Source organism: Brucella sp. IR068 (assembly GCF_049065885.1).
In the GTDB taxonomy this organism is placed as follows: domain Bacteria; phylum Pseudomonadota; class Alphaproteobacteria; order Rhizobiales; family Rhizobiaceae; genus Brucella; species Brucella intermedia.
Genome location: NZ_JBAKHE010000013.1, coordinates 22,132 through 45,025, shown reverse-complemented (window position 1 = coordinate 45,025; position 22,894 = coordinate 22,132). Strand labels below are relative to the sequence as shown.

Sequence of the window (22,894 nt, the reverse complement as noted above, 5' to 3'; positions counted from 1 at the left end):
GACATTGCGGAGCATGTCCCGGGGCAGCAAGCGAGGCGCCTAGTTTGTCGTGGCACGAGTCCTACCCAGGCGGCCGGTTCGCCAGCCATAATGAACGTCAGCGCGCTCCCTACAGGATTGCAAACCCAGCCTAATCTCCACTTATTGTTCGTTTACCAAGCCATCCCGCTGGTCAATGTCGCCTTCACATCGCAGAGAGGTGGCTCGGGAAATCTGCACAGCTCGGATAAGTGGAATTTCTGCCTGAGTTTGGCTTAGATGCCAGGAACAGGAGATACCATGACGAGACGACCGCGCCGGAGCCATAGCCCGGCTTCCAAGGCAAAAGTGGCGCTTGCCGCGATCCGAGGTGAGCAGACACTGGTGGAATTATCTCAGCAGTTCGACGTGCATGCCAATCAGATCAAGCAGTGGAAAGACCAGCTCCTTGATGGGGCGACAGGCGTTTTCGGCGATGAAGCGAAGGCGGAGCCGGCCGGACCGAGCATCGATGTGAAAACGCTTCACGCCAAGATCGGCGAACTGACCTTGGAGAACGATGCTTCGCTTGGGGCTTACGCGGCCCCACTGGGGCCACGGACCCCGCTACGATATCCAGTGCGCTCGGCAAGGCGGGATTGCTGGGCGGAAAGAAATGATCGACCGCGAGCACAAGCTGTCGGTCGTGAGGCAGGCCAGGCTCCTCGGCTTCAGCCGTGGCAGCGTCTACTATTCGCCGCGTCCAGTATCTGATGGCGATCTTGCCCTGATGCGCCGGATCGACGAGCTGCATCTCGAATATCCGTTCGCGGGAAGTCGGATGTTGCAAGGGCTTTTGAAGGGAGAAGGCCTGGAAACTGGGCGGCTGCACGTCGCCACGCTGATGAAGAAGATGGGTATCGAGGCGATCTATCGTCGCCCGAACACGTCAAAACCAGCGCCAGGTCACAAAATCTATCCCTACCTCCTGCGCAAGCTGGCGGTTACCCGGCCCAATCAGGTATGGGCGATGGACCTGACCTATGTTCCGATGGCTCGCGGATTTGTCTATCTCTGCGCCGTCGTGGACTGGTTCAGCCGTCGCGTTCTGTCGTGGCGATTATCGATCACGATGGAGGCGGACTTCTGTATCGAAGCGGTCGAGGAAGCGCTGGCTCGCTATGGAAAGCCGGACATATTCAACACCGACAGTCAGAAGATGATAGCCAGTTCCCGGGCGGTTTGTCTCAAACACCGATCGATCGCTTGGTAGGCTGGCGCTGCAAGGCGTCCAGGTGTGGCTTGACCCACACTCCGATCGACCAGCGTGTCTTTCCCTGGACCTGTCAGCCGCCCGGGAGCGCCTTGCGGTGAGGCTTTGCCTCGGCGTTTGCTTGTGACCCAAGAAGGGCCTGACCGCGTTGGTCACATGACTGTCCTGTCCATGCATATGCCCGTGGTTGAGCCGTGCGATAGCGGTCAAACTCCAGAGGTTACGGCATGGAACAGAAGAACAAGCCAGCGCGTCATGTTGTCGGCGGCGTCGATACCCATAAGGATTTACATGTCGCAGCGGTCGTCGATGATTACGACCGCGTTCTTGAGACGCGCAGTTTCCCGACGACCCGTAACGGCTATCGGTTGATGCTTGCCTGGATGCGGACATTCGGAGAGTTGCAGCGCGTCGGTGTCGAGTGCACAGGCAGTTATGGTGCTGGGCTGCTGCGATATATGCAGGCCGCGGGCGTGGAGGTCCTTGAAGTTACCACACCAGATCGTCACGACCGTCGAAGACGGGGTAAGAATGATGATCTCGATGCCCAGGCTGCGGCACATGCCGCCTTTGCCGAACGGCGAACCGTCACACCTCGAAGCCGGGACGGCATGGTGGAATCTCTCAGAGTTTTAAAGGCTTGCCGAAAGACGGCAGTCAACGCTCGGCGCATAGCCTTGCAATTAATCCAGAATACGATCATCGCAGCGCCCGACGTGTTGCGGGATCAGCTGCGTCGCATGACCCGCATGCAACTGGTTCGATTGCTTGCCGCCTGGCGTCCGGACTTGACAGCCTATCGCGATGTGGAAGCGGCGTATCGGATTACCCTGAAGTCGCTTGGTCGCAGATACCTCGAACTGCATGATGAGATTGCCGATCTCGACATGATGATCGCTGCAATCGTCGAAGACCTGGCTCCGGACCTTGTCGAACGTAATTCAATTGGACACAACAGCGCCGCGCAGCTTTTGCTCACCGCCGGCGACAATCCCGAGCGATTGAAGTCAGAAGCAAGTTTCGCGGCGCTCTGCGGCGTCAGCCCTGTGCCAGCATCCTCAGGAAAGACCACAAGACATCGTCTGAACCGGGGCGGCGACCGGCTTGCCAATAGCGCCCTCCATATCATTGCAATTGGCCGCCTCAGGACCGATGACAAGACAAAGCAGTATGTCGCTCGCCGTATGGCTGCGGGCCACTCCAAGCTCGATGCAATCCGGGCATTGAAACGTTACATCGCTCGGGAAGTCTTCGGCATCATCATGCGTCGCCAGAAGCAGATCAATCAAACCAGGATCGTCGCTTGACAAACAGAAGGGCGTCCAGGGATCGCAGTTCACATCCATCAACTTCACGGCGGTGCTGAAGAAAGCTGAGATTGCGATCTCGATGGACGGCAAGGGCGCGTGGCGGGACAATGTCTTCGTCGAACGGCTTTGGCGGTCGATCAAATACGAAGAGGTCTACCTCCACGCCTACAAGACCGTGTCCGAGGCCCGCGCAGGGATCGGTCGTTATCTGAACTTTTACAATACTCGACGTCCACATTCATCTCTTGACCGGCAGTCGCCGGATCAGGCTTACTTCAACGCGCTGGCACCGATGATGGTGGCGGCATAATCGAGGCGGAAATCCACTTAACGAGACGCCCGAAACTGTTCAAACAAACCGAGCCAACTCTCAGCGTTGATCGGATACCCATTCAGAAACACGCTTTGGTCCGGCATAAACATGATAGTTTGATCGGTTTCTATCGTTTATGCCTCAGCTATTCGGAGGTTCTGATGAAATCTTTGTTCATGACCGCACTTGTATCGGTTGGGGTTTTCACATCCAGCTCAGCCTATGCTTTAGATGCTCGGAAGGATTGCTCAACGTTGAAGCAGGTCATCAAACAATCGAAAGTTAACTTTAAAAATGTTGCTGCTAACGTGCCGCCGAAGGATGTGGACGTTTACCCATCAAAGCTCACCTTAACTGGAAGCAATTTTTGCCGTGTTGTTTTGCGCACGAATGTATCCTCGGTGAGTTGGTCGTGCGTGCTGGAAGATTCGACGGTTAAAGCAGTCGCGGAGTTCGTTTCGAACTGCGTGGGCAGGATTGAAACACCTGATCAGGCTTATCAGCGAGTTGGCGCAAAAATTTTCCGTTTAAAACCACAGGTTCCCGTCGAGATAATTGTTTCGGAACTGGATCGCGGAAGTATTGCTCTGCAAGTCAAGGCGCTGCAGAAAAAGTAACGTCGGTTGAGAGGATAATAATAATTTCTGTTCGCTAGCGGTTGCTTTTCGAAAGGCGCCCTAGCCGTTGTGAAACTCATTTTCGATTTTGGTGGCTTCTTCCCAGCGTTCGCTGTACTAGCTGGTGAGATGTTCCGAGATGCGAAGAATCAGACGTGTGAGTTCATTAGTTTGCCATAACATCGACCACACGAGCATAAACGATGAGGGTTTCATTTGTCCAGCGGTGACAAACTCTTGCGATGACTTTGCGACGCGGATGACTGTTCTGGAACGGTGATCATTCGCATCCAGCGTTCGGAACTGGTCAAACTGAGGCCGTCGTCTCGCGCAATTCCCGGTTCGGATTCTTTGCAAAGCGGTCGTCTGACAAAGGAAGGCCCATGGCATGAAAGTTTGAGTTTCAGCTGCCGCGGCATCAAGAAGTTGCTGCGCTTGCCGATCGACTATTAATGCCCGCATCACACCTCCCTCGAAGGGAGATTACTGTGACGAGCGGAGACCGAGAATCTCGGCTTTAAATCAAAAACCCCAAACAGGCGAACAAATCGCGCCACGTACACACGTAATGTCTAGACACAGGCAATGTGATTGTATTCATAATCTGTTCTGGAATTGCAGATGTGGCTAACGTGTAGGAGAAGAAACCATGTATTTCCAATTGGGTAGCGTGATGGCCGCAGGGTTGATTTTTTCGACAGCGCCAATAGTTGCCGAAACGCTGAAGGTCCGCGATATCACTGATCAACAAGAGATATCAGAACGTGCCGGCGATTTTGAGAGCGATCTTAACCAGCTTGGTATTAAAGCAAAGCTGAACTGCGATCTGCTCATCGGAAGTAAGGGCGAAACTAACGACGAAAGCGTTGGTGCGATTTGCGATATGAGTATTTCCGGTAAAAAGCCCACTTCAATAATGTTGTGTAACGATACGATGATCGGCAAGCTCACCATCAAGGCTTACGGCTTTAGCATGGACAAGAAAGAGCTCGCTGCCTTCACCGAGATGAACTGCAGGCCGGGTGGTTAACGCTATCTCCAAAACCTCCGGTGCAAAACATTAACACTTATAACGCAGGTTCTTTTTCCAGGAAACAAATCAAACCCTGCTACAGAGACTGATAGTGATCGATATGAAAAACTGGCGTAAGGGTTTGATCGCTGCAGGTGCGGTATTCTTGGGCAGAGGAGGGATTTTGGCTTACGATCAATTTCAGCGGTATCAAGATGGCCTGGTATATCCGCAGCTGGAGTGTTGTATGTGGTCAGCTGGACATTAATGAGCCTGTTATCTTTCGAACACAGAGGTTTCGCTGATGATAATGAAAAACATGTATCTCTGTTGTCTGCTGATCATATTGACGGCATGCGGCCCCGACCAAATCGTCGTCGATTTGCCATCTCCCAACAAGTTCGTCCACGTCGAGGTTCGCAGATGTCCGCAAGCAGGTGCATTTTTGCAGTGGACCGAAATGGTGCAGGTTTCAGTGCTGGAGGCCGGCAGATCAGAACCCTGCAACTCTTTTGTGAATGCAATGGTTCAATTCGACAGCAAGGTAGCGGACGAGCAACTCGAGCTGGAATGGTTATCGGATAAAGTGCTCCGAGCTTGGCACCCGACTTTCAACCCTGACTATGGCCCCGTTAACACAACAGTTCGGGCCGGTTCGAAAGTGAGGATACAGTTTTTCCCCAAGTTTTAGTACATACCTCAGCAAGCAGCGGCGATGAATTGAGTTATATCGTCGACTCAGTAACACTGAAACAACAGTGCCTTTTTCTCTATACAGGCGATACGTCCTCCTTCGTGGGGAGCTCCGGTGTCTCCTAGGGGTGAGTCCTTCAGTTTGCTCCTCAGGAGAGAAAGATGAAATGGTTTCAAGCGCCAATAAATGTTTGGCTGCCGGTTTTCCTTCTAATGGTGATCGCAGGAGCGCCCGAGATTTCAATGTCGGCATCGCTGGCACAAGAGAGGTTCAAAGGTATCGCCAGAACTGATGCCCGTATCCAGCGTCTGGTTATGATTGGACAACTGTGTCGTAAGCTCACCGAAGAAGATGCCCAAGCGATCCTTGCAAACAGCCGCGCGGAACTGGAAGCCGCACGGGCGAAACTTGCAAATGACGAACAGGAGTGGGCGAGAATCTGGCAAGAGGGTGTCTTTATTGGTGCGACACAGGCCGCAGATATTCCTGACGCGGTCTGTGACGCAGGATGTGCGCATTTTGCCAGGCCAGACGGACCATTAACCGCAATCATGACCTGGAGCGGCAAGTCTCAGTCCGGGAATGACGCGCGCGTCCCGCGCCGTGCGATCCCGTGATCTCGACTCGTACCTGTTGGCAACTTCGCGATACGTTGAGGATTCTGGCAACAACTAGACTACATTCGGCCGCTCAAGGCGGGCGCGCGCTCATGCTTACAAGAAGCGAGATCATCAAGAGACAGATTGCTCTACCCCACCGGTCAGGAAAGGTTGGATAGAGCTGAGGGGAATTCCTGATTGCTTGCTCGCTTGTGAGGGCGATACCGGTTTAACTATCCTGGCAAATTGCTAGTTGATTGAGTCCAGATAGCTTGCCCAGCTTGATGCCCAATGCTGGCGTTTTTCGGGGGAAGCGGACCTGACATTACAGGTTTTCATATCGCTCTCAGGTACGTCCTGCAGCGTGGCTTTGCATTCCCACAGATTGTCCTTTTCAGGCGTGAAAGGCGAAACAAAGCTGACGATCCTGTTGTCCTTTATGCCAATTAAAATGTCGAACCCGGTTTCTGCAGACAGCGCCCATGAGCAGATCTGTTCAAAATCGAGCCGGTTGTCGCTCGGCAATGCACAGGCCGTACCTGCTTCGGATGCAATCTTCCGGATGAAAGATTTTCCACCCGGCGTTGTTATATCAAGATCGGCCTCGGACAACTGGCTGATTTCCTTTACGGCCATATCCTCGCCCGCAGATGTTTCGGCCATCGCCACACCCGTTGCCGTGACGCAAGACACCATTGTTATCACACGCAGAATAGGGAATACGTTTGCAAGCATTGATTTCACCTGTCTATCAGCGGTTTATTTAAAGAAGATGTATGATCAAGTTTAGGTCTCCATGTTCTGGAGACGGGGATTAATCAGCAGCTTGGAACGCGTGTCTGTCCATCAAGCCTGAAGCGACCGTCCTCTGCACGATGGTAGATTTCCTGAAACGTCTCCGTGCCGCTCTTATAGGAAACGGTGAGGCTCCGGCCTTTCTCAGCGGCAGTAATGGCACCGTTGATCTGTGCCGAATTGTCGTCGCTGCTCGCATTGGAATATTCGATTGGAATCCTGGCGAGCTCAACAGGCCCCGAATCCGTAAGCTCAGTCAGAATGGCGTAATAGCAAAAGAGCCCTTGTCCACCACCGCCACCTTCTGTGTAGAGAACCGGAGCATCACTGATATCCGATGACCATCCCCATCGTTCTGCCGGATTCCCGACAGACCCAACGGCTCCAACGTTCAACCACTCCCCACGAAGTGTGAACGGATATCTGGGTTCTCCGGCTTCGTGATCAAGATAATGCACCGCGTTCATCCCGGAACAGGCGGCTCCTGTACATTCATTTGCACCGGTGCTTACAAGGGCGGTTCTCGTGTCGGAGAGCGGGATGAATGCAAGAGGTACGAAATGAAAATTGTCGTCTCCAATTTTGCGTACCGCCTCATTCTGGCTTGCTTGTGGAAATGCAACTTCAAACGCAGCGGGTGTGCCAGCCGGTACCGTGTCACGATCAACATCGGTCATTTCTATCAAAGGCTTTTCTGATGAGACCGCAGGCAATGTCGTTAGCATGGTCATCATGCAACCAAGGATAAGACTGGAACGTTTCATATGAGTATTAACTCCTAAATAATACCATTTACAGTGTTCACTTGACAGCATACCTCAATCCCTTTCTATGGCCGTCCCAGAAAGCGGCTGACCTGTATGCTGGATGTAAATCAGTTCCTCCCGACAAATGATTCATGCTTCGATCAGTAATTCCCAATATTTAACTGGATGGGTCTGTAACCTAGTTTGCGAACGGATTTGACTTGCGATCCCATTCGAGCGGATTTCTGGCGGCAGGTTGTCCTGGAGGTGTGGCTCCCGCGGGGGGCTGACCGTCATCTTCCTTTGGTTTGAATCGCGGGGAAAAATGGGGCACGGTCAAGCGCGCCCATGAACGGCTGATTTTCGATGACTCGTCCTGACAGCGCGCAGCCCTCTCTTTTGGCAGCATACCGTTTTCCACGATTGCACGGTTATTCTCTGGATCTCGCCCATAAACGATGCAGAGCAGATTGTAATAACGTTGCGCATCGAGGGAATGTTCATCAGCAAATGACCGAACATCCGGCGTATTTGCCAGCTGGCTGTTGATCTTGAACCAGACCGACGCCAGCTGAAGGACACGCGCGATGTCATTTCTGGATTCACGGGTATCAACACCCATAAGCAGAAGGACAGCGGCCAATTGGTCAACGGAATCCTCCTCTCGCCCTACAGCGGGAATATCCAGCAGGTCTATCAAGGCATGGCCGGATTCGTGCAGGAGAATAAAACGAAGGTTGTTCTTGACGAATTCCACGGTCAAGCTGTCAGGATCAGAAGCATCCTTCGACAAGGCCTGTCCCATCTTCAGGAGATCGTCAATCATCTCATAACATAGGAAAATGGCGCTGTTCTGCGGATCGTAAAACGCGTTTATCGTATCGCACTGGCGCGTGACATAATGCAGTTGCCGCGGAGTCACAAAAAGCCCGTCCAGCGCATTGATCTCCGGAATATTGAGGAAAAGATGTGTATCGCTCGCCCATTTGTAAGCGTAATCGAGTCTGGCATCCTGCGGCGGGAAATAATGGTAGACGAAACGCAGCCCTTTTCCGTCCGTGGTGACCAAGGAGCCATCCGTGGGTGGAGGAAGGGCATCTTCACGCTGTTCAGTAAGCCCAGTTGAAGTGGATTGTGAAGCAGTCCGAGACGGTTGCGTATCGGCCGATGCCGTAGACTGGTCTGTCGTGCTTTGTCGCTGTGGCGCAGTCGCCGGTGCATCGGCACCCGCAGCATTCGCAAGACGGATCAATGTGGGGTAGCTTGGATCCCCATCCGATGTGTTCTCCCCAAACGGGTGGAAGCTGTTCGAAATCAATACCGAGATATTGTCGATCAGCTTGCTGTTTTCATCTTCGTTCCAGCTGAGATCATACCCGCGAACTTCATCGCCGCTCGCTTCGAAGCGTGTGTAGAATTTGCGGTTCTGGCTAGCCCCGGAAACAATAAACCAGTTGGGACGCTTGACTTTATACGTAATCGCATTGCCATCTTCATTGACAAATCTGGCGTAAAGAAGCTCGAAGTCGCTCGAGCTGCTATTGGCAAAGCGCGCAGTTTTCAACACAATCGAACCGTCACCGGACTGTAATGTCTCCCCCCCGATCTGATTTTCATCACGCTTTGTCAAAACTGCGCCAGGATAAGACAGCGTCATCCTGGAAAGCGAGTTATCCAGATACCCCCATCCCAGTTGTTTGCGAAGGTTCAAGGCAACATCGCTCAATTCGAGCGCATCTTGGCCGGAAATCCTTCCGGAGGCCGGCCTGTTGCGATCCTTCTGGTAGTTTGCAATGGCATTGCGACTGATTGGACCAAATTCGCCATCCGCAAAACCATTGTAATATCCGGTAAGGACAAGGCCCTCCTGAACGAGACGACGTTCCCAGACGTTCAGGCTTTCTTCTATCGATGCGGGGTCAGCTGAGCCATTTTCAACGAGAGTTTGTCCCTGGACCGATACGGTCGCGTTGGGCATTGCCAAGGCAAGGGGCAAACCCAGTGCAAGAAGCAGTCGACCCGATCTGAAGCGAAAAGCGAAGTTCATGAATGCCCCTGATTTAAGTAATCTCAGCAAGATTGCTCGAAGTTCCAGCTATTGTTGGGCGGTACCGTGCTCTTTGCGAATCCTGGAGCACGCATTGCAGACATACAACTGATCGCAATCAAGACGGGCTTGCGCCGACGTGAAAATAAGTCCCTGCCGCAGAGCCGAAACCACCTGATGTCGAGCCGTCACAAAAGGGCGTTGGAATCTTCAAGGTAGCTCCATCAAGACGCAGCACGAGGGGGCCACCAGCGCTTTGCAGCTTGGCTTCATCCGTGTACCCCTGCTCAAGGTCGCCCTCGAAACTACAAACCCAACTTCCGTTAGCTTGATCTGCGACATCAATTTGCACTGCCAGACCACCAGATGCTTTCCTCTTCAAGACGACAGAGCCCTGAGCATTGCTCCAGGTGCCTTCAAGAGATAACTGGTCGGTCACAGCGATCCAGTTAAGGAATTCTGCCCGCATATCGGTGTAATCAAGCAGCTTCTGCATCCTCATATCGCGATTGGCTAAACTACTTTCAAAAGCCTCTGTCCGAATTTTGAGAAAGGCTGCCTGATCTGCACGAAGCGCTTCCCTTAACTTCGTTCCTGTCCTGTCAAGAAGCGATTTATATGAAACCGTCATTCCCCGGTCGGATTCAGCAATCTCCGGGTCAGAACAAATCGCCTTTTCTGTCTCCGTCGATGCTTTTTTACAATCGAAACCGGCATGAGCATTGGCCGGGCTGCAACAAAATGCGAATGCCGCTAATAATACAATGAAACTGAAGCAATGATTGACAGGATTCATATTCTACACTCGATGATGACCATTGTTTCTTTAGCGTCGCTTGTCGAGAGTTTGCAATGATTTCTTTTCAAAAAATCAACACGTCACATGTTTATCAACATTTCATCTGAATTCACCAATTACTGCTATTTGCGGGCGCATCCAAATTAAAAACGTTCAGGTTAAACAACCGGATATTCGAGACGACTTGCCGACACTCTGGAAGCGTCTCGAAAGGTTCGCCTATCTTTTTGAGGTTTCTTACCTTGTTCGTTTTCACTTGCGCTGATCTACCGACTTCATATCACAGGTCGTGAACTGATTTTTGCAGATTCCGCGGAACCATGCCGCCCCTGTTTTCCGGTCACCGATCGTGCTTTGTTGCGAAGCTTCCGAAGCATCGTCGACACTGCGAAGGCGATATTCAATCAGCAGCCATTCAGCCGAGCAGCCCCTGATCGCGGTAATCTCTGCGACGTCGGTAAGCCAGTCATCTCCAAAATCAACCAGGAGAGCACTGCCAGCGTCTGGGCGCTCATAACCCAAGGCAGATTGTATACCCACCTGGACGAACTCCCCAGATACCCAGCCAATACCCTGATAGAGCACCTGGGATGGCAAAGTTCGCCCATCCTCGTCGGGCTCCACAGGGTCCGAAGCATTTTCTATCTTGAGCCAACCAGACTGCGCCTCAACGACATTGAACTCAGTACTAGCCGTGTCGGCGTCATCGTTTGTCCGCGATACAGGCAAATGTCCAACTACTTCTGCGGTCATGCTGGGTTCTGCACGCACTTTGATTGGTGCGTTTGCACGGAACGACGTCCATGCACTGAAAGCGCATTGCATACGCTCTGCAGGAATTTTCACAGTGGAAGACGTCGCTTCAGGCGCAGCATACACTGGCTTCGCAAACACCGTCAGGAGAGCTGTCGCGCCCAACACCCAGTTGGTTGAATTTTTCAAAGAACTCTCCTGATAGCAAACCTCATGGTAATTCTTCAACAGATTCGCACGACACTTGAAATCAGAAAAGCTAGACTGCGCAAGAGACTTTCTTAAAAAGCTTATCCAGTATGGCAAACGAAGAGTTTGTCGAGCGGCCAACTGTCCGCCCGATCGACGCACGTTGAGTTTCCGAGCTATTTCAGCAGTCTTCTCCGGCATGTTGAACAAGACAAGAACCTTGCCAGATCCAAAGCTCACGGAACTAACGATCACCTATCGGACGTTTCCATTGTGATCGGGAGAATAGAGCTCGCTGGTGGACATAGCCAGGCAGAATATGCAGTCATGATCTGGGGGCGTTACGGTGCCATTGTCCGGGGTAGCAGGAACATGGAAATCAGTCCCGATTTTGAACCTCATCTACAGATATGCCGCAAACACCACGTGGACGACGATAAAGAGCGGACATACGTCCAATACCATTGAAAAAATGCTCACAGCTTAACCAATTGAGCGTATAGAGCCCCAATGATCGGGAGAAAACTCCAACTGAATTATCGAGTGTAAAGATATATTCGTTGTCCCGTGAAATACGGTTGATCTTCATCACGAAATAGTGTGGATTTGCTCGGAAAATGATCGTTGAATTGTGGATTAATTCGTAAACTTCGGAGCTCGCAAATTGTTTTCTGGGAACCGCTTAAGCGCCATTTCCTGCGGATTAATCTCGGCAATATTTTTATTTTCCCATTCTATAGCTGGGGCGAGTGAAACAGGTGATTTGTCCAGCCGTGACAGGGCAGATTTACTGCGATATGCTGGCATAGATTGCGGTGCGAACGGAAACGGCGATTGCGTTGCTGGCAATACTGAGCGCGGTGACTATTACAATGTGCGTGTTTATGGCGATTGTGCAAAGGCAGCCTATTTTGGCAGAACCAACGACAAATCCACGCCCCTGAGAAAAGATGTTGCCACCACTGGCACCAAGGGCAAGACTGAAGGAGCATTGGCACCAAATCAACTGGTCTGTATCAGAGCCGCCGCACAGGTAGGTATGCACGATACGGATTACTATTCATGGCACTGCCGATGGACTACGGTCCAGAATGCAAAGGTGGAGAGCGATGCAAAAAGCCTGCGCCACTGCCAACCAGATACCAGACGATTATGGCCAAGTGCCGCCCGGACAGTATCAAAGGCTACCTTGATTGCCCGCAGGGATGGGTTTTCGCAGTAGATATGGAAGCTTATTCAAATGGGCTGCCTGGTGCACAGTAGATATCGTCCTATCGTTCACGACAGGGACGACGAGATGAAAAAGCAGCTTACAAATAGTGGCGCGGACGAATTGGTCGATGTATTGAACGAAGCTCGGCCCAAGACGGCTTTTTGAAGTTGGTATGAGCTGAGCCAATTGCAGTATCTCAGTTTGTGTGTTGGGCAGATGGAATGTTGCAGATGGAGGGTGATGAATCATTGCTGGAAATCCTCCGGCAGCAGGGGCATCCGTGTTCGGGTCATCGAAAAGTTCGATTCCTACAGGTCGATCGAAGCGAAACATTGGAAGTCCGCCCGCCACCGTGACCCAACTGACTGCCATTGGAATTTCAGCCGAAGCCGCACCTCATAAGGGCGAATTTTTCTTGATCGACGCCAGCTTATTGGGCAACGGCAGGGTTTCCGGCATAGAAATCGCCAACGAAGAGAAGCTGATCCATGCGGGGATGAATGTCGTCTCGCCTCCTAACGGAATGCAAGATCAGTATTTGGAGCGTCCCCACCTGGTTCATGTACCGGAGAAGGGCGTAATGCCACGCGATCTGGAAGAATTCGCTGGCTTATGGGTTGTGTCGGAACCTTTGAAGAGACTGTTTGAGCAGATGGACGCCGAGGCGTTTGCATTTGTGGCATGCAACTTCAGCCTTGCTGACGGGAGTCCCGGCCCTCAGTACTACCTAGGCAATGTACTGCGCAGACTCGATGCCCTGGATGAAGCCTCCTCTCGCGTCAGGATCAAGCTCGACCACAATTATCAGACCGGCGAGGACGAGAAACTTTATAGCCTCGTTGGCGGAGCCAGCTTGGTGTTCAAGCAGGATGTTGTGGGTGATGCCCGTATTTTCCGACAGGATCACATGGGGGCACCTCCCATCTGCAGCCGCGCGATGTTTGATGCGTTGAGTGCGGCCAACTTCTCCGGCGTGCGGCTGCGCGACGTAGCCGACATCTAAGAAGAGTCCCTTCGAACGGAGTCCTGGATTGGGAGTCGGAACAAGAGCAGTGCAAAACCGTACGGGGTCCTTATCAACGAAAGACAGCAAATTTCTTGTAATATAGGGACTTGCATGCGATTCTTCGGTAAGTCCTGCTGGAGATAAGTATGTCTGAAATGATGCTGGCAACACTTTCCAATATTCGGACTGTTGATGACATGGTCACCGCGTTTCGGGACGAGGAGCATTGCCGTCGTTTGCTGGAAAGTATGGTATGGTCGAATGGCAGGATCTGTCCCGCCTGTGGTTACAAGCGCTCGATCGCGATAGCTGGCCGCGACGTCGGCAAGTGCCGCGCGAGACCGGGTCTGTATCAATGCTGCAGCGGCGGCTGCCGTTTCCAGTTTACGGCGACAACACATACGCCCCTGCACGCCACGAAACTTCCCTTGAGTACCTGGCTGGGCGATATGGCTATTGCTGCAGTCGGACAAAGGCTTGTCCTCCGTTCGTCTCGCCGAAACACTCGGGGTGAGCCAGTCTGCAGCTTGGCGGATCGGCCATGCTCTGCGTCTTATGGTGGCGCCCGAAAACATGCTGGACGGCACGGTAGAGATTGACCATTTCTATCTTGGTGGCAGGCCACGCAGACATCCTGATGTTCCATCGCCTGAAAGATGCCGCAGGCAAAAACGCAGAAGACACCAGTCGTGGCTATTGTTCAGCGACCAGCAGACGGTACTCCCGGCTCCATCGCTGGCGACGCGCGCGCCGCTCTTGTTACCGGGCTTTCATTGCGAGCTGCCGTAGGTGCGATTGCGCCACAAGTCGAGCTTCAGGCACATTTGATGAGTGACGAGGCAAAGGCATTCATGGCCATTGGCGAAAGCTTCGCAGCGCACGAGACCGTCAATCACTCCAGCCGTGAATATGTCCGAGATACCGCCCACGTTAATTCAGTTGAGGGGTTTAACGCTCGGGTCCGCCGAACCATCGCAGGTGTTTTTCATCATATCAGCCCGGAACTTGCCGCTCTATATTTCCATGAGATCGGCTTCCGTTGGTCCCAGCGCATTGTCGTTGGCCAAGCTGTGCGGAAAAGCCGAAATGGTGAGGAAAGCATGAAAACCCTCTGGTCGCGAGTGCTGCCGGCACTGCAATTGCTGCAAGTATTCCGCGCTGCCACCGGTCGGCAAATGCGACGAAGCCTGGATGGCCGCGGCATCATCAAGTCATCCGTAGCTGTCTTTGGTTGATAAGGGCCACATACGATTCTGCACAATTCTTGTTCCGCCCCCAATCAGGAAACGAAGAAGAACTTGTTAGCGACAATCTACCTGATAACGTCAGCGTGACAGCGACATAAGAATCTCATCCAGCTTGTCGCTCGCGTCTCATCCTGAACGTAGCGCTATAGCTGGCCAGTTGACGTCGAACGAACCAGCTCTTGCGTTGCCGGATAATGTCATTCATAGCTGATGCAACCCACTATCTCCTGCGCAGCCAAACGGTGGTCGTCTATAACAGACGGTCGGCTGGTTAATAAAAGAGGCACAATAATATGAAACGATCTTACCTTGGATTTATTGCGGCAGTTGCCGCTGGATTGTGGTCCCTGTTTCCAGTTGAGGCACAGGAGATGCGCTGGCAATATCGCGAAGGTGAAAGCAGGTTCTTGTATCTCTCTTACGAGATACCCGAGACCGGAATGCAAAGCCTGATCCTCACTTGCGACATACAAGATCGTCAGTTTTCTGTGAACTATGTAGATGACCGGGACCGGGTGCGCGATGGCATGCGTGCTGAAGTCGAATTTGCATCGGAGAAAGGTCAGATATCGCTGTCCATGCTAGCTGAGCAACAGGAGCTCGACAACCAGGTCATGCTTGGCGCTGAGACATCCCTGAAAGGAGACCTGCTGAAGGTTCTCAACGGAAAGACACTTAGGGTCACGCTCTCTGAGGATACGGAGAACATTCCGCTGGCTGGCGCAAAGAAAGGACTCTCGTTGCTGGCAGAAGCTTGTTCGTAGTGACAACACGTCGAAAAGTGCGCGAGTTGATCAGCCTGCAGCGGATTAGGCCGGAGCAATCTGTTCCGGCAGACACGCTAAGGTCGAACGCAATATGAACATGGACTTACTTCAATTCGTATTTGGCTTCGATCTTATGAGTCGGTCACCTAGCACTACTTTGGCAGATTGATTATTTAGCGCTTCCCTCCGCGGAGTTTCGGTGATTCATAAGGGACCAGCTTTTGAAGGGAGCTGGTGATGAATGCTGATTGGATGGACGACCCCGAGCACTGGCTTCAGCCATTTTTGGCGGGTCTTCGCATTAAACTTCGAGGCCACAGGACTTCTCGGAGGTGACTTTCTCCGGCATCATGCTATGTTTGTCAATTTTGACGGAAAGCGGACGTTCGTGCGGTCAGCTCAGAGACAGCAAGACTAGACGCTTTGTCGCAAATGTTTCAGCTGGTTAGAAGCAGCCTGATCTCTGGGGTTTCGTTGCAAGAATTCCTTTAGCATGAACTGCCGTGGTGGCGTCGCCGTAACCGATAGATTTTGATCTGCATGGTTGCTCCACTAGAGAAACAGGAGAACGAAATTATGGGGGTTCAGAGTATCGTAGCCGTGACCTTCGCGGTACCGGTTCTGTACCATCCCGCGAGCAAAGATCGGGAGTTTCCTATTGTCCTGTCACTACTTGGAATCCGCGCTAACGGTTACGACCTTATTCGAAGCTTCGATCTTCCTCTTGTCTCGCGCCCATATGATCTGGCCGACTGGTCGCGCGAGATCACTGAGGCCGAATATCTCGATCTTGTCGGTCCGCCGGATATTGAGGCCCTACGCGCCAAGCATTCCGGTTTGCGATGGATGATGGAATGGCGGAGGGAGCCTGGACACGAGACAGACTACGGCCAGATTGAGAGGATTTTCCTTCTTGTTTCGGAACTCAAACGGGGCAATCGTCCCCTGCGCTACGAGCTCACAGTTTCAGACATGGGGCGATCGTCGGGTGCGCGGCCCGACGACAATCCGTTTAAGAACCAGTCATGATCGAAGATACTCCTCAGCGATGGAACAATGCCAAAATTCGAATTCCAAATGAGAACGATGATTTTCTGCTTGGCGCTGTGCTCGTCAACGCTGGTCCATGCCAGCGGCCAGCTGCCACTGCCACCGGTCGACGAGGAATACGGGTCCCACAGTGCGTGTGTTGTTGCTCTCGACGCCTTTCACTCGGAAAATCAGGCACAGATCAGGTCGAAGAGCATCGCGCCTAACGGTGAGGTGTCGGAGGTACGCCTGATCACCGACGGAATTCGCCACACCGCCCGTAATAGTGCGACTTACGACGCCACGGTCTGGTATCACCACGGTCGCCGTCGTGACGATCTCCAGGAAATGGAATACAACAACAGCTATGTGCACCGGTTGCGCATCTGTGAGGGCAAAATCATGCGGACGACGGGCGAGGATGGCTATACGCAGAGCACGTTCGGGCCGCTACCCGTCGCAGCCAACAATGCCTCGCAACGGCTCGATTGTCGGGTGCGCTATGAAGATTGCAGCCGCGAACTCGCCATTGTGGAAGCGACAATTGCGAGTGACCCTGAGCTTGCAGCTCTGCGGCGGTCAATTGACACCCGCATTGGCGACTTGAAAAGCCAGAAAGGGGTCGACGCCGCCGCTTCAGCGGCGCTGGACGAGGATGAGGCGAGATATCGCCGGAGTCTCCGGCGCGACCTTTATATTCTGGCGGATAGCGCGACCCTGACAGAGGAGGATCGTTCGGATCTTCGGGGTCGCCTGTCCTGGCGTTTGGCGGTGCTTGAGCGTATGTCGCTCGCATCCGATCGGTTGACCGGGCTCTGGAGTAATGCTTCCGGCGAGCTGGAGATAAAGCACCTTGCGGACGGTAGATACTCCGTGTCCGCCAATCCGGTTGATATCGACTTTCTCAAATGGACCTGCGAGCTCTCCGGCGAGGGCCGCCTTGTGAGTGGCGTTCTGACTATCGATCTTGGAGCGGGCGAACAGCTCGAGCTGAACCTACGGGACGGGATTCTCCATTCCTCACACAGGTTGCGCGCGACAGGTTCCAGCGAATTCTGCGGTGCCAACGGCCATGGCAATGGGGTTTGGTTCAGTACGCGCCCTCAGGATACAACAGAAAGCAGGAATAATTAATAATGCCACTAGCTTCTGGCAAGCTATGGTGACCTGAAAATGAGTGATCTGCATCCAGTAAAGTTAGATTGGCTTTTCCGGGACGTGCAGGGCAGAAAGATATTTTCGCGATAACGAAAGACGTGTTAATCGAGGTAAAGCGCTGTCGAATTCTTACGAAGGAAAGATCGAAATTGAATCGGGCCGTTCACTCACTTTTTGTTTCCAGACTATCCGGATTGTCTCTGGCGCTAATCCTTCTCGCCACCGGCTTTGGTTATCCAGGTTATGCCGCAGAGCAGACAACTCCTGTTACGAAAGTCAGCGGTTCCAAGCCACCTTTGCGCAAACTTAATCCCAGCCCGAAACGGGCTTATGAAATCCGCATGAAACTCGAAAATGTTTCCGATATCGCGCCTGCGGATCGAGGTGGCGCGCTGTTTGCGTCGGTAGAGGGTACTATGCAGTTCGATGTCCGCAATGCGGGCAAATGTGGCAAGACCCGCTGGCTTGCCGGCAACGTACCCGTTATCTCGAGCCATGAACCATTCCGTCTTTCGCCTGTTTCGGCGACCGAATACGTTGGTACGGTGTATGCCGATATGATTCTGGATGAGGATTACTATGGGCGCGGCGTGTGTCACTGGCAAATGACCGAGGCTCGCGTCGCTCTCACAGCACGCGATCGCGAAGAGGACACCCGCTTTGTTGCTGGCTTGTCTGCACAAAAGATGAGCGCCGGTGATACGCAGCAGCGCTATTTCTGGAAAGGGTATTATCCGCACTTCGAGCAGGGGAAATTCGCTGATTACGGTATAGCCCAGCTGTCGACCGTAGAGAAAAGCAACCGCGATCAGTACTTCACGATCACGTTGTCGGCCAAGGCGATCGGCCAGTAACTGGATCTTCTGTAAGAGGAGGGTCAAGACGAAAAATGGCGACTGTCCACGCGACAGCCGCCATTTTTCTTGAACCTCTAAAGCTCTGGTAGATGGCCGATTTGCAGGCCCTGGTTAAATTCCGCTCGCTTCATGCACGACGGTGCCATTAAAATCGCAGCTGGCGCCATGGTAGTAAGAGCAACCGGAAACTTCTTCCAGCTTCAACGTGTATTGATCGGTGAACTTAAAGTTCACCTTGCAAAAACGACTGTTCTGCAAGGACTCTTTTTTGCTTTCAATGAACCCTTCGTTTGGGATCGACATGGTTGCGCTGGCACCGGTAATGGTGACATCGCCTTTCAGGCTTCCACCGCAACCGGGCAATTTATCGGTCATTTCAACCGTCGTCGAAATAGCGGCAGAATAATCATTGCCCGACTTATGCGTCAGGTCCACCGTGAGAGACGCTCCGCCTTCGCTTTCGTAACGACCTGCGCGATTGTTTTCGTCACCCTGCGCCAAGGCTGGTACAGCAAGGACCGCAAGCGATACAGCCAATATCGATGTTCTGATCATGTAATCTCCAAAACCAATTAAATTCAAGGCAGATGCGGTATTTATCCGATTTGTCCGCCTACCAGATTATGCTGCGTCACCAAACCTTCAAGTCTGAACTTCGTTGTTTACAGCCCCGCGCACTTTGGTTCACGGATATCCAGCCGTTCCACAACGTTGCCATTGCTCGCAGGCACAAGAAGCACCTGGCTGATACAACTGGCCATTACCCGGTAAGAGCGTTGACGGCTGCATAGCGTCGCGTTCGGATCATCAATGGCAAGCTCACTTTTCCCGCACCGATATCCAGCTTTTTTCAAATTGGTCACGGCTTCAGCGACAGGCATTCCCGGTAAGGCCAACTTCCCGATTTCCTTGACGATATCGGCACTGTCGCGATTTTCAGCCAAAGCGCGCGGTATATCGAGAAACGACACACAGGATAACAAAACAATCAGAGGCAATCGGTTAAGCATCGAGCGACACCAGAAAATAGAATTTATGCTCTTATTCCATGTCGAGGCGATTTTGTCACGCGCGAATTGATCATGCCAGAACCAGTTTTATGCACCTTTTTCGTCCTTCAGAATCAGTCACTTGTCGGAGGCTTTTCCGAATGAACGCAGCCCATAATTGCAGGCTCGCGATCATTATGGAAAAGCCAGCCATCGAACAGTGCAGATGGTTGGCAACGGGCTGAGAGTGTGGTTTTTTTTGCGACAAACACATGGAGGTGGCGAATGCGCGCTTTTGGATTGATAGTTTTGCTGGGATGTGTGGTCTGTGCCTGGCCGAGCGTCGGACAAGAGAGCAACGCGACACGGAGAACCTCGGCTGAAGGTGCAAGCGAGCATTCAGCTCCGTCGGGCGCGGTTGGTGGCTCCTTTGCGGGCGCCTGGGCGTCCTGCGATAGCAAAGATTCGCCTGATGAGTGCAGCCGCTACCTTCTTATTCAAACTGGCGACCGTATCTGCGGGACATGGTCTTATTTCGCCTCCGGGCAAGGGTTTGAAGGCAGGGTAGTAGCGCACGCCAGTTCTGAGACCAAAGCGCGGCGCACGCTAGTTTGCGGTCGACCGGGCTCGGAGACCGACACCGAATGCGCGGAAGGTTGGCAACAAATTGATAAGCCCCTGGAACTTTGCGACGGCAAGCTCAGCGACATGGCGAGGGCAAACGGAGACTGTTTTGCAGACTATGAAGCTGTTCCCGCCTCACAGACCGAGCTTGCAGAGCTGGAAGTGCAGCCCTGGTTGAAGTCCTGTCTCGCAACACGCCCCTGACGGTAACGGGGCCGATTGGCCCGAAGCTATGAAAATGGTCAACCCAGAGAACAAAGATCGAATCTATCGCTCTCGATAGCAGGGGTCGCGGAAATCTGAAACCTGCGCCACGTCCGCAGCGGATCCGGCATCCGGGCCGCGACGTGTCGCAAAAGTCAGTCGCACAAGTTTGACTTTCGCACCAGATTTTTGCGACCGGTTGTCCCTGCATAATTGTAGCCCTTGTATGACCAGAAAAACACAACAACCCCGAACCAAACTAGCGCTACCCGGATGCATTGGGCTGAGAAACTCAGGAACGGGAATGAGTTCATAGGCTCTTCTCCCCGTAGCAATGGCCAGCCCTCAGCCTGCCAGAACGACAGATATGCGTTTATGCCCAGAAGCAGCGGAGCGATCCAGCCGGCGGATAGCAGCGCAACTATAGCGGCAAAGACTGTATGTCTTGTCATAGCGGCCTAACAATAATTCGGCCCCATCTGCGGGGCGTTGTGCGGTATATGTGTGGCTCCGCGGGTATTATTGCAGAAATGCATGCGGAGCCCCAACATGACAGATTCTGCGAAAAAATCACGCTTTGTTTGAACGCTTATGAAGCGCCCGAGCGACATAAAGACCGCCGACCAGAGCAACGATAACACTCATGGTCATGTTGCGGGTTGAATCGTCTTTCACAATCGGACGGACCATTACTGATCCATCTTGGGATTCGGCATATTGTGGACATCGCAGGACGAAAAAGCCTTGCGCTGCTGCGAAAAAAGCTATGCCCGCAATGACGCCCATCACAATGGCGCGTTTATTGGCGAATATGCTGCTATTCATAATATTTTGTTGCCCGGAGGTTGGTGGTGCGCTGTCCCTGCGAGCTGAGGGACAAGAGCTTTCTGAATGAAAATCGTAGCCGGTTCAATTGGGACAGTCAAAATGGTCTTGCAGTTTCATTTCGCCCCAGCCGGAACCGGCCCCTAGTTCGGCGGCGCGGGAAGGCGGATGGGTCATGACTGCGCTCCTCGCAAAAAGGGTGAAGCGTTATCGGAACTCGGGATAGTCGCGCTGAAGTTGGGCCTCGACCTGTAGCGTCAACGGATTCGGCTCGGCGTCGGGCAAGTCCTTGATCACCGCCCAGGGGCCGTCGACCAACAGGTGCCCAGCCTCGAAGGCAGGCAGGCCATCGCGCTGGCGCAGGGCCTGCACGGCCAGCAGTTCAGCCGGGAACAGGCGATCAAATGCAGTGTCGAACTCGTAGAACTTACTACCGGTGCTGCTCTTGGAGCGAGTGATGTGAAATTCGGACGCGGCCTGCATAGCTGTCTGGAACACAGACTCGTCGTTTGTGCGCCAGGCATCCAGCAGCTGCTGGTAGGGCTCGATTAGCGGCTTGCGGGGCTGGAAGCTCGTGGGGATATCGAAGGCCTGCGAAAACAGGCCGACCAGGAACACGTCGTTGGTGTTGTGGTTGATCATCCGCGTCGCCGGTGGGCGGTTCACCCGCTCGTCTTTTTCCGCCATCTCGATGAAACGCTCGGCACAGATATGCCCCAGCTCCCACTCGAACAACATCAGAGGGCCGGCCGCATTCATGCTGTCCCAGAACTCCCAGGGCCAGTTGCCGAGGTCGGGGCGGCGCTCACTGAACATTCCATTCATGCGCAGGTCGAGAGCACGCAGGGCCACAGCCCAGTGCATGAGCCGGGCCAGATCCCCGAGGTCCTGCCGTCCATAGGCCGCACAGGTGGCCATGCCGTAGTAGTGCCCCAGATCGGCAACAGGATTGCCTGGCATCTTGGCCGGCCGCTCCGGCGCATCCAGCCATCCCTGCAGGTCAGCCGAATATTCCGCCGGCCTTTCTGGATTGCCCGGGTAGGTCAGCCACTCTTGACATGCCTTGAGAGTTTTCTTCAGTGAGCGGTGATAGGCAAAATCCATTTCCGGGTCGTGCTCCAAGCCAAGTCCTGATGCCGACTGTGGCATCGTTGGAAAAGTATGCCAGATTCGATGTCAACGCGAAATCTAGGGGCCGTTTTCACAGCACGGTCAATTTGAAGCTTTTTTCATAGGGGGCGAATGGTCGAAGACAAGGTCATGACGCATCGCTACTATGAACGCGGACGGGGACGAAGGCTTCAGCTGGCACGATTTCGCCAGGAAAGACGGGGAGACCGTTTTTTTAATTGCGAGGGGGAGAGGGCAGCGCTCTTTCTCCCTCACTGGCGGAACCAAAGTCGACCGCTTTAGCGGTCGTCATTTACTATCTGATTGTCAAAGAGGGGAGCCGTACCTGTTTTAAGCGAGACGGCTCCCAGGTGCTTGACGCCAAGGGCTGGCAAGACGTCAGCACCTATTCCGGTTTTCCCGGATTGACGCACTATGCTGAAGCCGTTGGGCTGTGCCGCTCCGATACCTGCCGCGATTTCGAACTTTATCCAGCATTTGCATACCAAGCCAGACAACATTGAAGTTGACAGTCAGGAGGCGGCGGGAGCCGCATCCTAAGAAAATCCGCACCGATCGGGTTAAGTATGATCGACGGGTTTTTTATTGAAAACTGTGGAACATTGCAGAGCAGTCTCGAAAAAGCGGTCTTGCAACTGGATTTTTTGTAGTTCGGTTTTACCTTTGTTCTGAAGGCGTGTGCTGCGTGCGCCAGGGATACAGCCCTGATACGGAGAAAGCTTACAACCTTTCACAGGGA

20 protein-coding genes and 3 pseudogenes are annotated in these 22,894 nt (G+C 53.1%); 14 read left to right on the top strand and 9 right to left on the bottom strand.

Annotated features, from left to right (window positions below; genetic code table 11):
- Nucleotides 1-279 precede the first annotated feature (279 nt).
- The 7 genes and pseudogenes from ACOWVS_RS18870 to ACOWVS_RS18840 form a co-directional block, all read left to right on the top strand.
- A pseudogene (locus tag ACOWVS_RS18870) lies at nt 280-1,189 on the top strand (IS3 family transposase); the annotation flags it as partial.
- Nucleotides 1,190-1,458: 269 nt separating this feature from the next.
- Entirely contained in the window at nt 1,459-2,538 is a 1,080-nt protein-coding gene (locus ACOWVS_RS18865; protein WP_075041734.1) for an IS110 family transposase, read from the top strand.
- 16 nt (nt 2,539-2,554) lie between these two features.
- Nucleotides 2,555-2,851, top strand: a pseudogene (locus ACOWVS_RS18860) (transposase); the annotation flags it as partial.
- A 164-nt stretch (nt 2,852-3,015) separates the two neighbouring features.
- Complete coding sequence (locus ACOWVS_RS18855; RefSeq protein WP_247644424.1) at nt 3,016-3,471, top strand: hypothetical protein; 456 nt, start codon at nt 3,016-3,018, stop codon at nt 3,469-3,471.
- 649 nt (nt 3,472-4,120) lie between these two features.
- Entirely contained in the window at nt 4,121-4,501 is a 381-nt protein-coding gene (locus ACOWVS_RS18850; RefSeq protein ID WP_075041732.1) for a hypothetical protein, read from the top strand.
- A gap of 286 nt (nt 4,502-4,787) precedes the next feature.
- Nucleotides 4,788-5,174, top strand: coding sequence for a hypothetical protein (locus ACOWVS_RS18845; protein WP_075041731.1), 387 nt, complete (start codon nt 4,788-4,790; stop codon nt 5,172-5,174).
- A 164-nt stretch (nt 5,175-5,338) separates the two neighbouring features.
- The gene (locus ACOWVS_RS18840; protein ID WP_075041730.1) at nt 5,339-5,794 is read left to right on the top strand and encodes a hypothetical protein; all 456 of its coding nucleotides are present in this window, start codon (nt 5,339-5,341) and stop codon (nt 5,792-5,794) included.
- Between the two features lie 231 nt (nt 5,795-6,025).
- Here the strand turns inward: ACOWVS_RS18840 and ACOWVS_RS18835 are convergent, their stop codons facing one another.
- The 5 genes from ACOWVS_RS18835 to ACOWVS_RS18815 all read right to left on the bottom strand — a co-directional run bounded on the left by ACOWVS_RS18835 (nt 6,026) and on the right by ACOWVS_RS18815 (nt 11,345).
- Complete coding sequence (locus ACOWVS_RS18835) at nt 6,026-6,511, bottom strand: hypothetical protein (protein ID WP_247644423.1); 486 nt, start codon at nt 6,509-6,511, stop codon at nt 6,026-6,028.
- 83 nt (nt 6,512-6,594) lie between these two features.
- Nucleotides 6,595-7,335 (bottom strand): hypothetical protein, encoded by a 741-nt coding sequence (locus tag ACOWVS_RS18830; RefSeq protein ID WP_247644422.1) that lies wholly within the window; start codon nt 7,333-7,335, stop codon nt 6,595-6,597.
- Between the two features lie 181 nt (nt 7,336-7,516).
- On the bottom strand, nt 7,517-9,364 hold the full coding sequence (locus ACOWVS_RS18825) for a DUF4344 domain-containing metallopeptidase (protein ID WP_075041728.1): 1,848 nt from the start codon (nt 9,362-9,364) through the stop codon (nt 7,517-7,519).
- Nucleotides 9,365-9,482: 118 nt separating this feature from the next.
- Nucleotides 9,483-10,160, bottom strand: coding sequence for a lysozyme inhibitor LprI family protein (locus ACOWVS_RS18820; protein WP_075041727.1), 678 nt, complete (start codon nt 10,158-10,160; stop codon nt 9,483-9,485).
- 255 nt (nt 10,161-10,415) lie between these two features.
- Nucleotides 10,416-11,345 carry an SH3 domain-containing protein gene (locus ACOWVS_RS18815; RefSeq protein ID WP_247644421.1) on the bottom strand — a complete coding sequence of 310 codons (930 nt, stop codon included), beginning with the start codon at nt 11,343-11,345 and terminating at the stop codon, nt 10,416-10,418.
- 424 nt (nt 11,346-11,769) lie between these two features.
- On the opposite strand from ACOWVS_RS18815, the gene ACOWVS_RS18810 reads away from it, so the two are divergent.
- The 7 genes and pseudogenes from ACOWVS_RS18810 to ACOWVS_RS18780 all read left to right on the top strand — a co-directional run bounded on the left by ACOWVS_RS18810 (nt 11,770) and on the right by ACOWVS_RS18780 (nt 18,379).
- A complete protein-coding gene (locus ACOWVS_RS18810) occupies nt 11,770-12,327 on the top strand; it encodes a hypothetical protein (protein WP_247644420.1) in 558 nt (185 codons plus the stop codon).
- Nucleotides 12,328-12,670: 343 nt separating this feature from the next.
- The gene (locus ACOWVS_RS18805; protein ID WP_170873249.1) at nt 12,671-13,321 is read left to right on the top strand and encodes an imm11 family protein; all 651 of its coding nucleotides are present in this window, start codon (nt 12,671-12,673) and stop codon (nt 13,319-13,321) included.
- A gap of 149 nt (nt 13,322-13,470) precedes the next feature.
- Nucleotides 13,471-14,559: pseudogene (locus ACOWVS_RS18800) on the top strand (IS1595 family transposase).
- 305 nt (nt 14,560-14,864) lie between these two features.
- On the top strand, nt 14,865-15,335 hold the full coding sequence (locus ACOWVS_RS18795) for a hypothetical protein (RefSeq protein WP_075041726.1): 471 nt from the start codon (nt 14,865-14,867) through the stop codon (nt 15,333-15,335).
- A 579-nt stretch (nt 15,336-15,914) separates the two neighbouring features.
- Nucleotides 15,915-16,367, top strand: coding sequence for a hypothetical protein (locus ACOWVS_RS18790; RefSeq protein WP_075041725.1), 453 nt, complete (start codon nt 15,915-15,917; stop codon nt 16,365-16,367).
- 27 nt (nt 16,368-16,394) lie between these two features.
- The gene (locus ACOWVS_RS18785) at nt 16,395-17,501 is read left to right on the top strand and encodes a hypothetical protein (RefSeq protein ID WP_075041724.1); all 1,107 of its coding nucleotides are present in this window, start codon (nt 16,395-16,397) and stop codon (nt 17,499-17,501) included.
- A gap of 173 nt (nt 17,502-17,674) precedes the next feature.
- Nucleotides 17,675-18,379: a hypothetical protein gene (locus ACOWVS_RS18780; RefSeq protein ID WP_139309259.1), complete on the top strand. Its 705-nt coding sequence runs from the start codon at nt 17,675-17,677 to the stop codon at nt 18,377-18,379.
- A 114-nt stretch (nt 18,380-18,493) separates the two neighbouring features.
- Here ACOWVS_RS18780 and ACOWVS_RS18775 read toward each other — a convergent pair whose 3' ends face one another.
- The 4 genes from ACOWVS_RS18775 to ACOWVS_RS18760 form a co-directional block, all read right to left on the bottom strand.
- Complete coding sequence (locus tag ACOWVS_RS18775) at nt 18,494-18,937, bottom strand: hypothetical protein (RefSeq protein ID WP_075041722.1); 444 nt, start codon at nt 18,935-18,937, stop codon at nt 18,494-18,496.
- A gap of 107 nt (nt 18,938-19,044) precedes the next feature.
- Entirely contained in the window at nt 19,045-19,392 is a 348-nt protein-coding gene (locus ACOWVS_RS18770; protein ID WP_075041721.1) for a hypothetical protein, read from the bottom strand.
- A gap of 1,377 nt (nt 19,393-20,769) precedes the next feature.
- A complete protein-coding gene (locus ACOWVS_RS18765) occupies nt 20,770-21,024 on the bottom strand; it encodes a hypothetical protein (protein ID WP_075041719.1) in 255 nt (84 codons plus the stop codon).
- Between the two features lie 207 nt (nt 21,025-21,231).
- A complete protein-coding gene (locus ACOWVS_RS18760) occupies nt 21,232-22,128 on the bottom strand; it encodes a hypothetical protein (RefSeq protein ID WP_081375256.1) in 897 nt (298 codons plus the stop codon).
- Between the last annotated feature and the right edge of the window lie 766 nt (nt 22,129-22,894).

Excerpts from the sequence above, each read along its gene's own strand:
- ACOWVS_RS18865 (WP_075041734.1), top strand. The coding sequence starts at position 1,459 with ATGGAACAGAAGAACAAGCCAGCGCGTCATGTTGTCGGCGGCGTCGAT.
- ACOWVS_RS18855 (WP_247644424.1), top strand. The coding sequence starts at position 3,016 with ATGAAATCTTTGTTCATGACCGCACTTGTATCGGTTGGGGTTTTCACA.
- ACOWVS_RS18850 (WP_075041732.1), top strand. The coding sequence starts at position 4,121 with ATGTATTTCCAATTGGGTAGCGTGATGGCCGCAGGGTTGATTTTTTCG.
- ACOWVS_RS18845 (WP_075041731.1), top strand. The coding sequence starts at position 4,788 with ATGATAATGAAAAACATGTATCTCTGTTGTCTGCTGATCATATTGACG.
- ACOWVS_RS18840 (WP_075041730.1), top strand. The coding sequence starts at position 5,339 with ATGAAATGGTTTCAAGCGCCAATAAATGTTTGGCTGCCGGTTTTCCTT.
- ACOWVS_RS18835 (WP_247644423.1), bottom strand. The coding sequence starts at position 6,511 with ATGCTTGCAAACGTATTCCCTATTCTGCGTGTGATAACAATGGTGTCT.
- ACOWVS_RS18830 (WP_247644422.1), bottom strand. The coding sequence starts at position 7,335 with ATGAAACGTTCCAGTCTTATCCTTGGTTGCATGATGACCATGCTAACG.
- ACOWVS_RS18825 (WP_075041728.1), bottom strand. The coding sequence starts at position 9,364 with ATGAACTTCGCTTTTCGCTTCAGATCGGGTCGACTGCTTCTTGCACTG.
- ACOWVS_RS18820 (WP_075041727.1), bottom strand. The coding sequence starts at position 10,160 with ATGAATCCTGTCAATCATTGCTTCAGTTTCATTGTATTATTAGCGGCA.
- ACOWVS_RS18795 (WP_075041726.1), top strand. The coding sequence starts at position 14,865 with ATGAAACGATCTTACCTTGGATTTATTGCGGCAGTTGCCGCTGGATTG.
- ACOWVS_RS18790 (WP_075041725.1), top strand. The coding sequence starts at position 15,915 with ATGGGGGTTCAGAGTATCGTAGCCGTGACCTTCGCGGTACCGGTTCTG.
- ACOWVS_RS18785 (WP_075041724.1), top strand. The coding sequence starts at position 16,395 with ATGCCAAAATTCGAATTCCAAATGAGAACGATGATTTTCTGCTTGGCG.
- ACOWVS_RS18775 (WP_075041722.1), bottom strand. The coding sequence starts at position 18,937 with ATGATCAGAACATCGATATTGGCTGTATCGCTTGCGGTCCTTGCTGTA.
- ACOWVS_RS18770 (WP_075041721.1), bottom strand. The coding sequence starts at position 19,392 with ATGCTTAACCGATTGCCTCTGATTGTTTTGTTATCCTGTGTGTCGTTT.
- ACOWVS_RS18765 (WP_075041719.1), bottom strand. The coding sequence starts at position 21,024 with ATGAATAGCAGCATATTCGCCAATAAACGCGCCATTGTGATGGGCGTC.
- ACOWVS_RS18760 (WP_081375256.1), bottom strand. The coding sequence starts at position 22,128 with ATGGATTTTGCCTATCACCGCTCACTGAAGAAAACTCTCAAGGCATGT.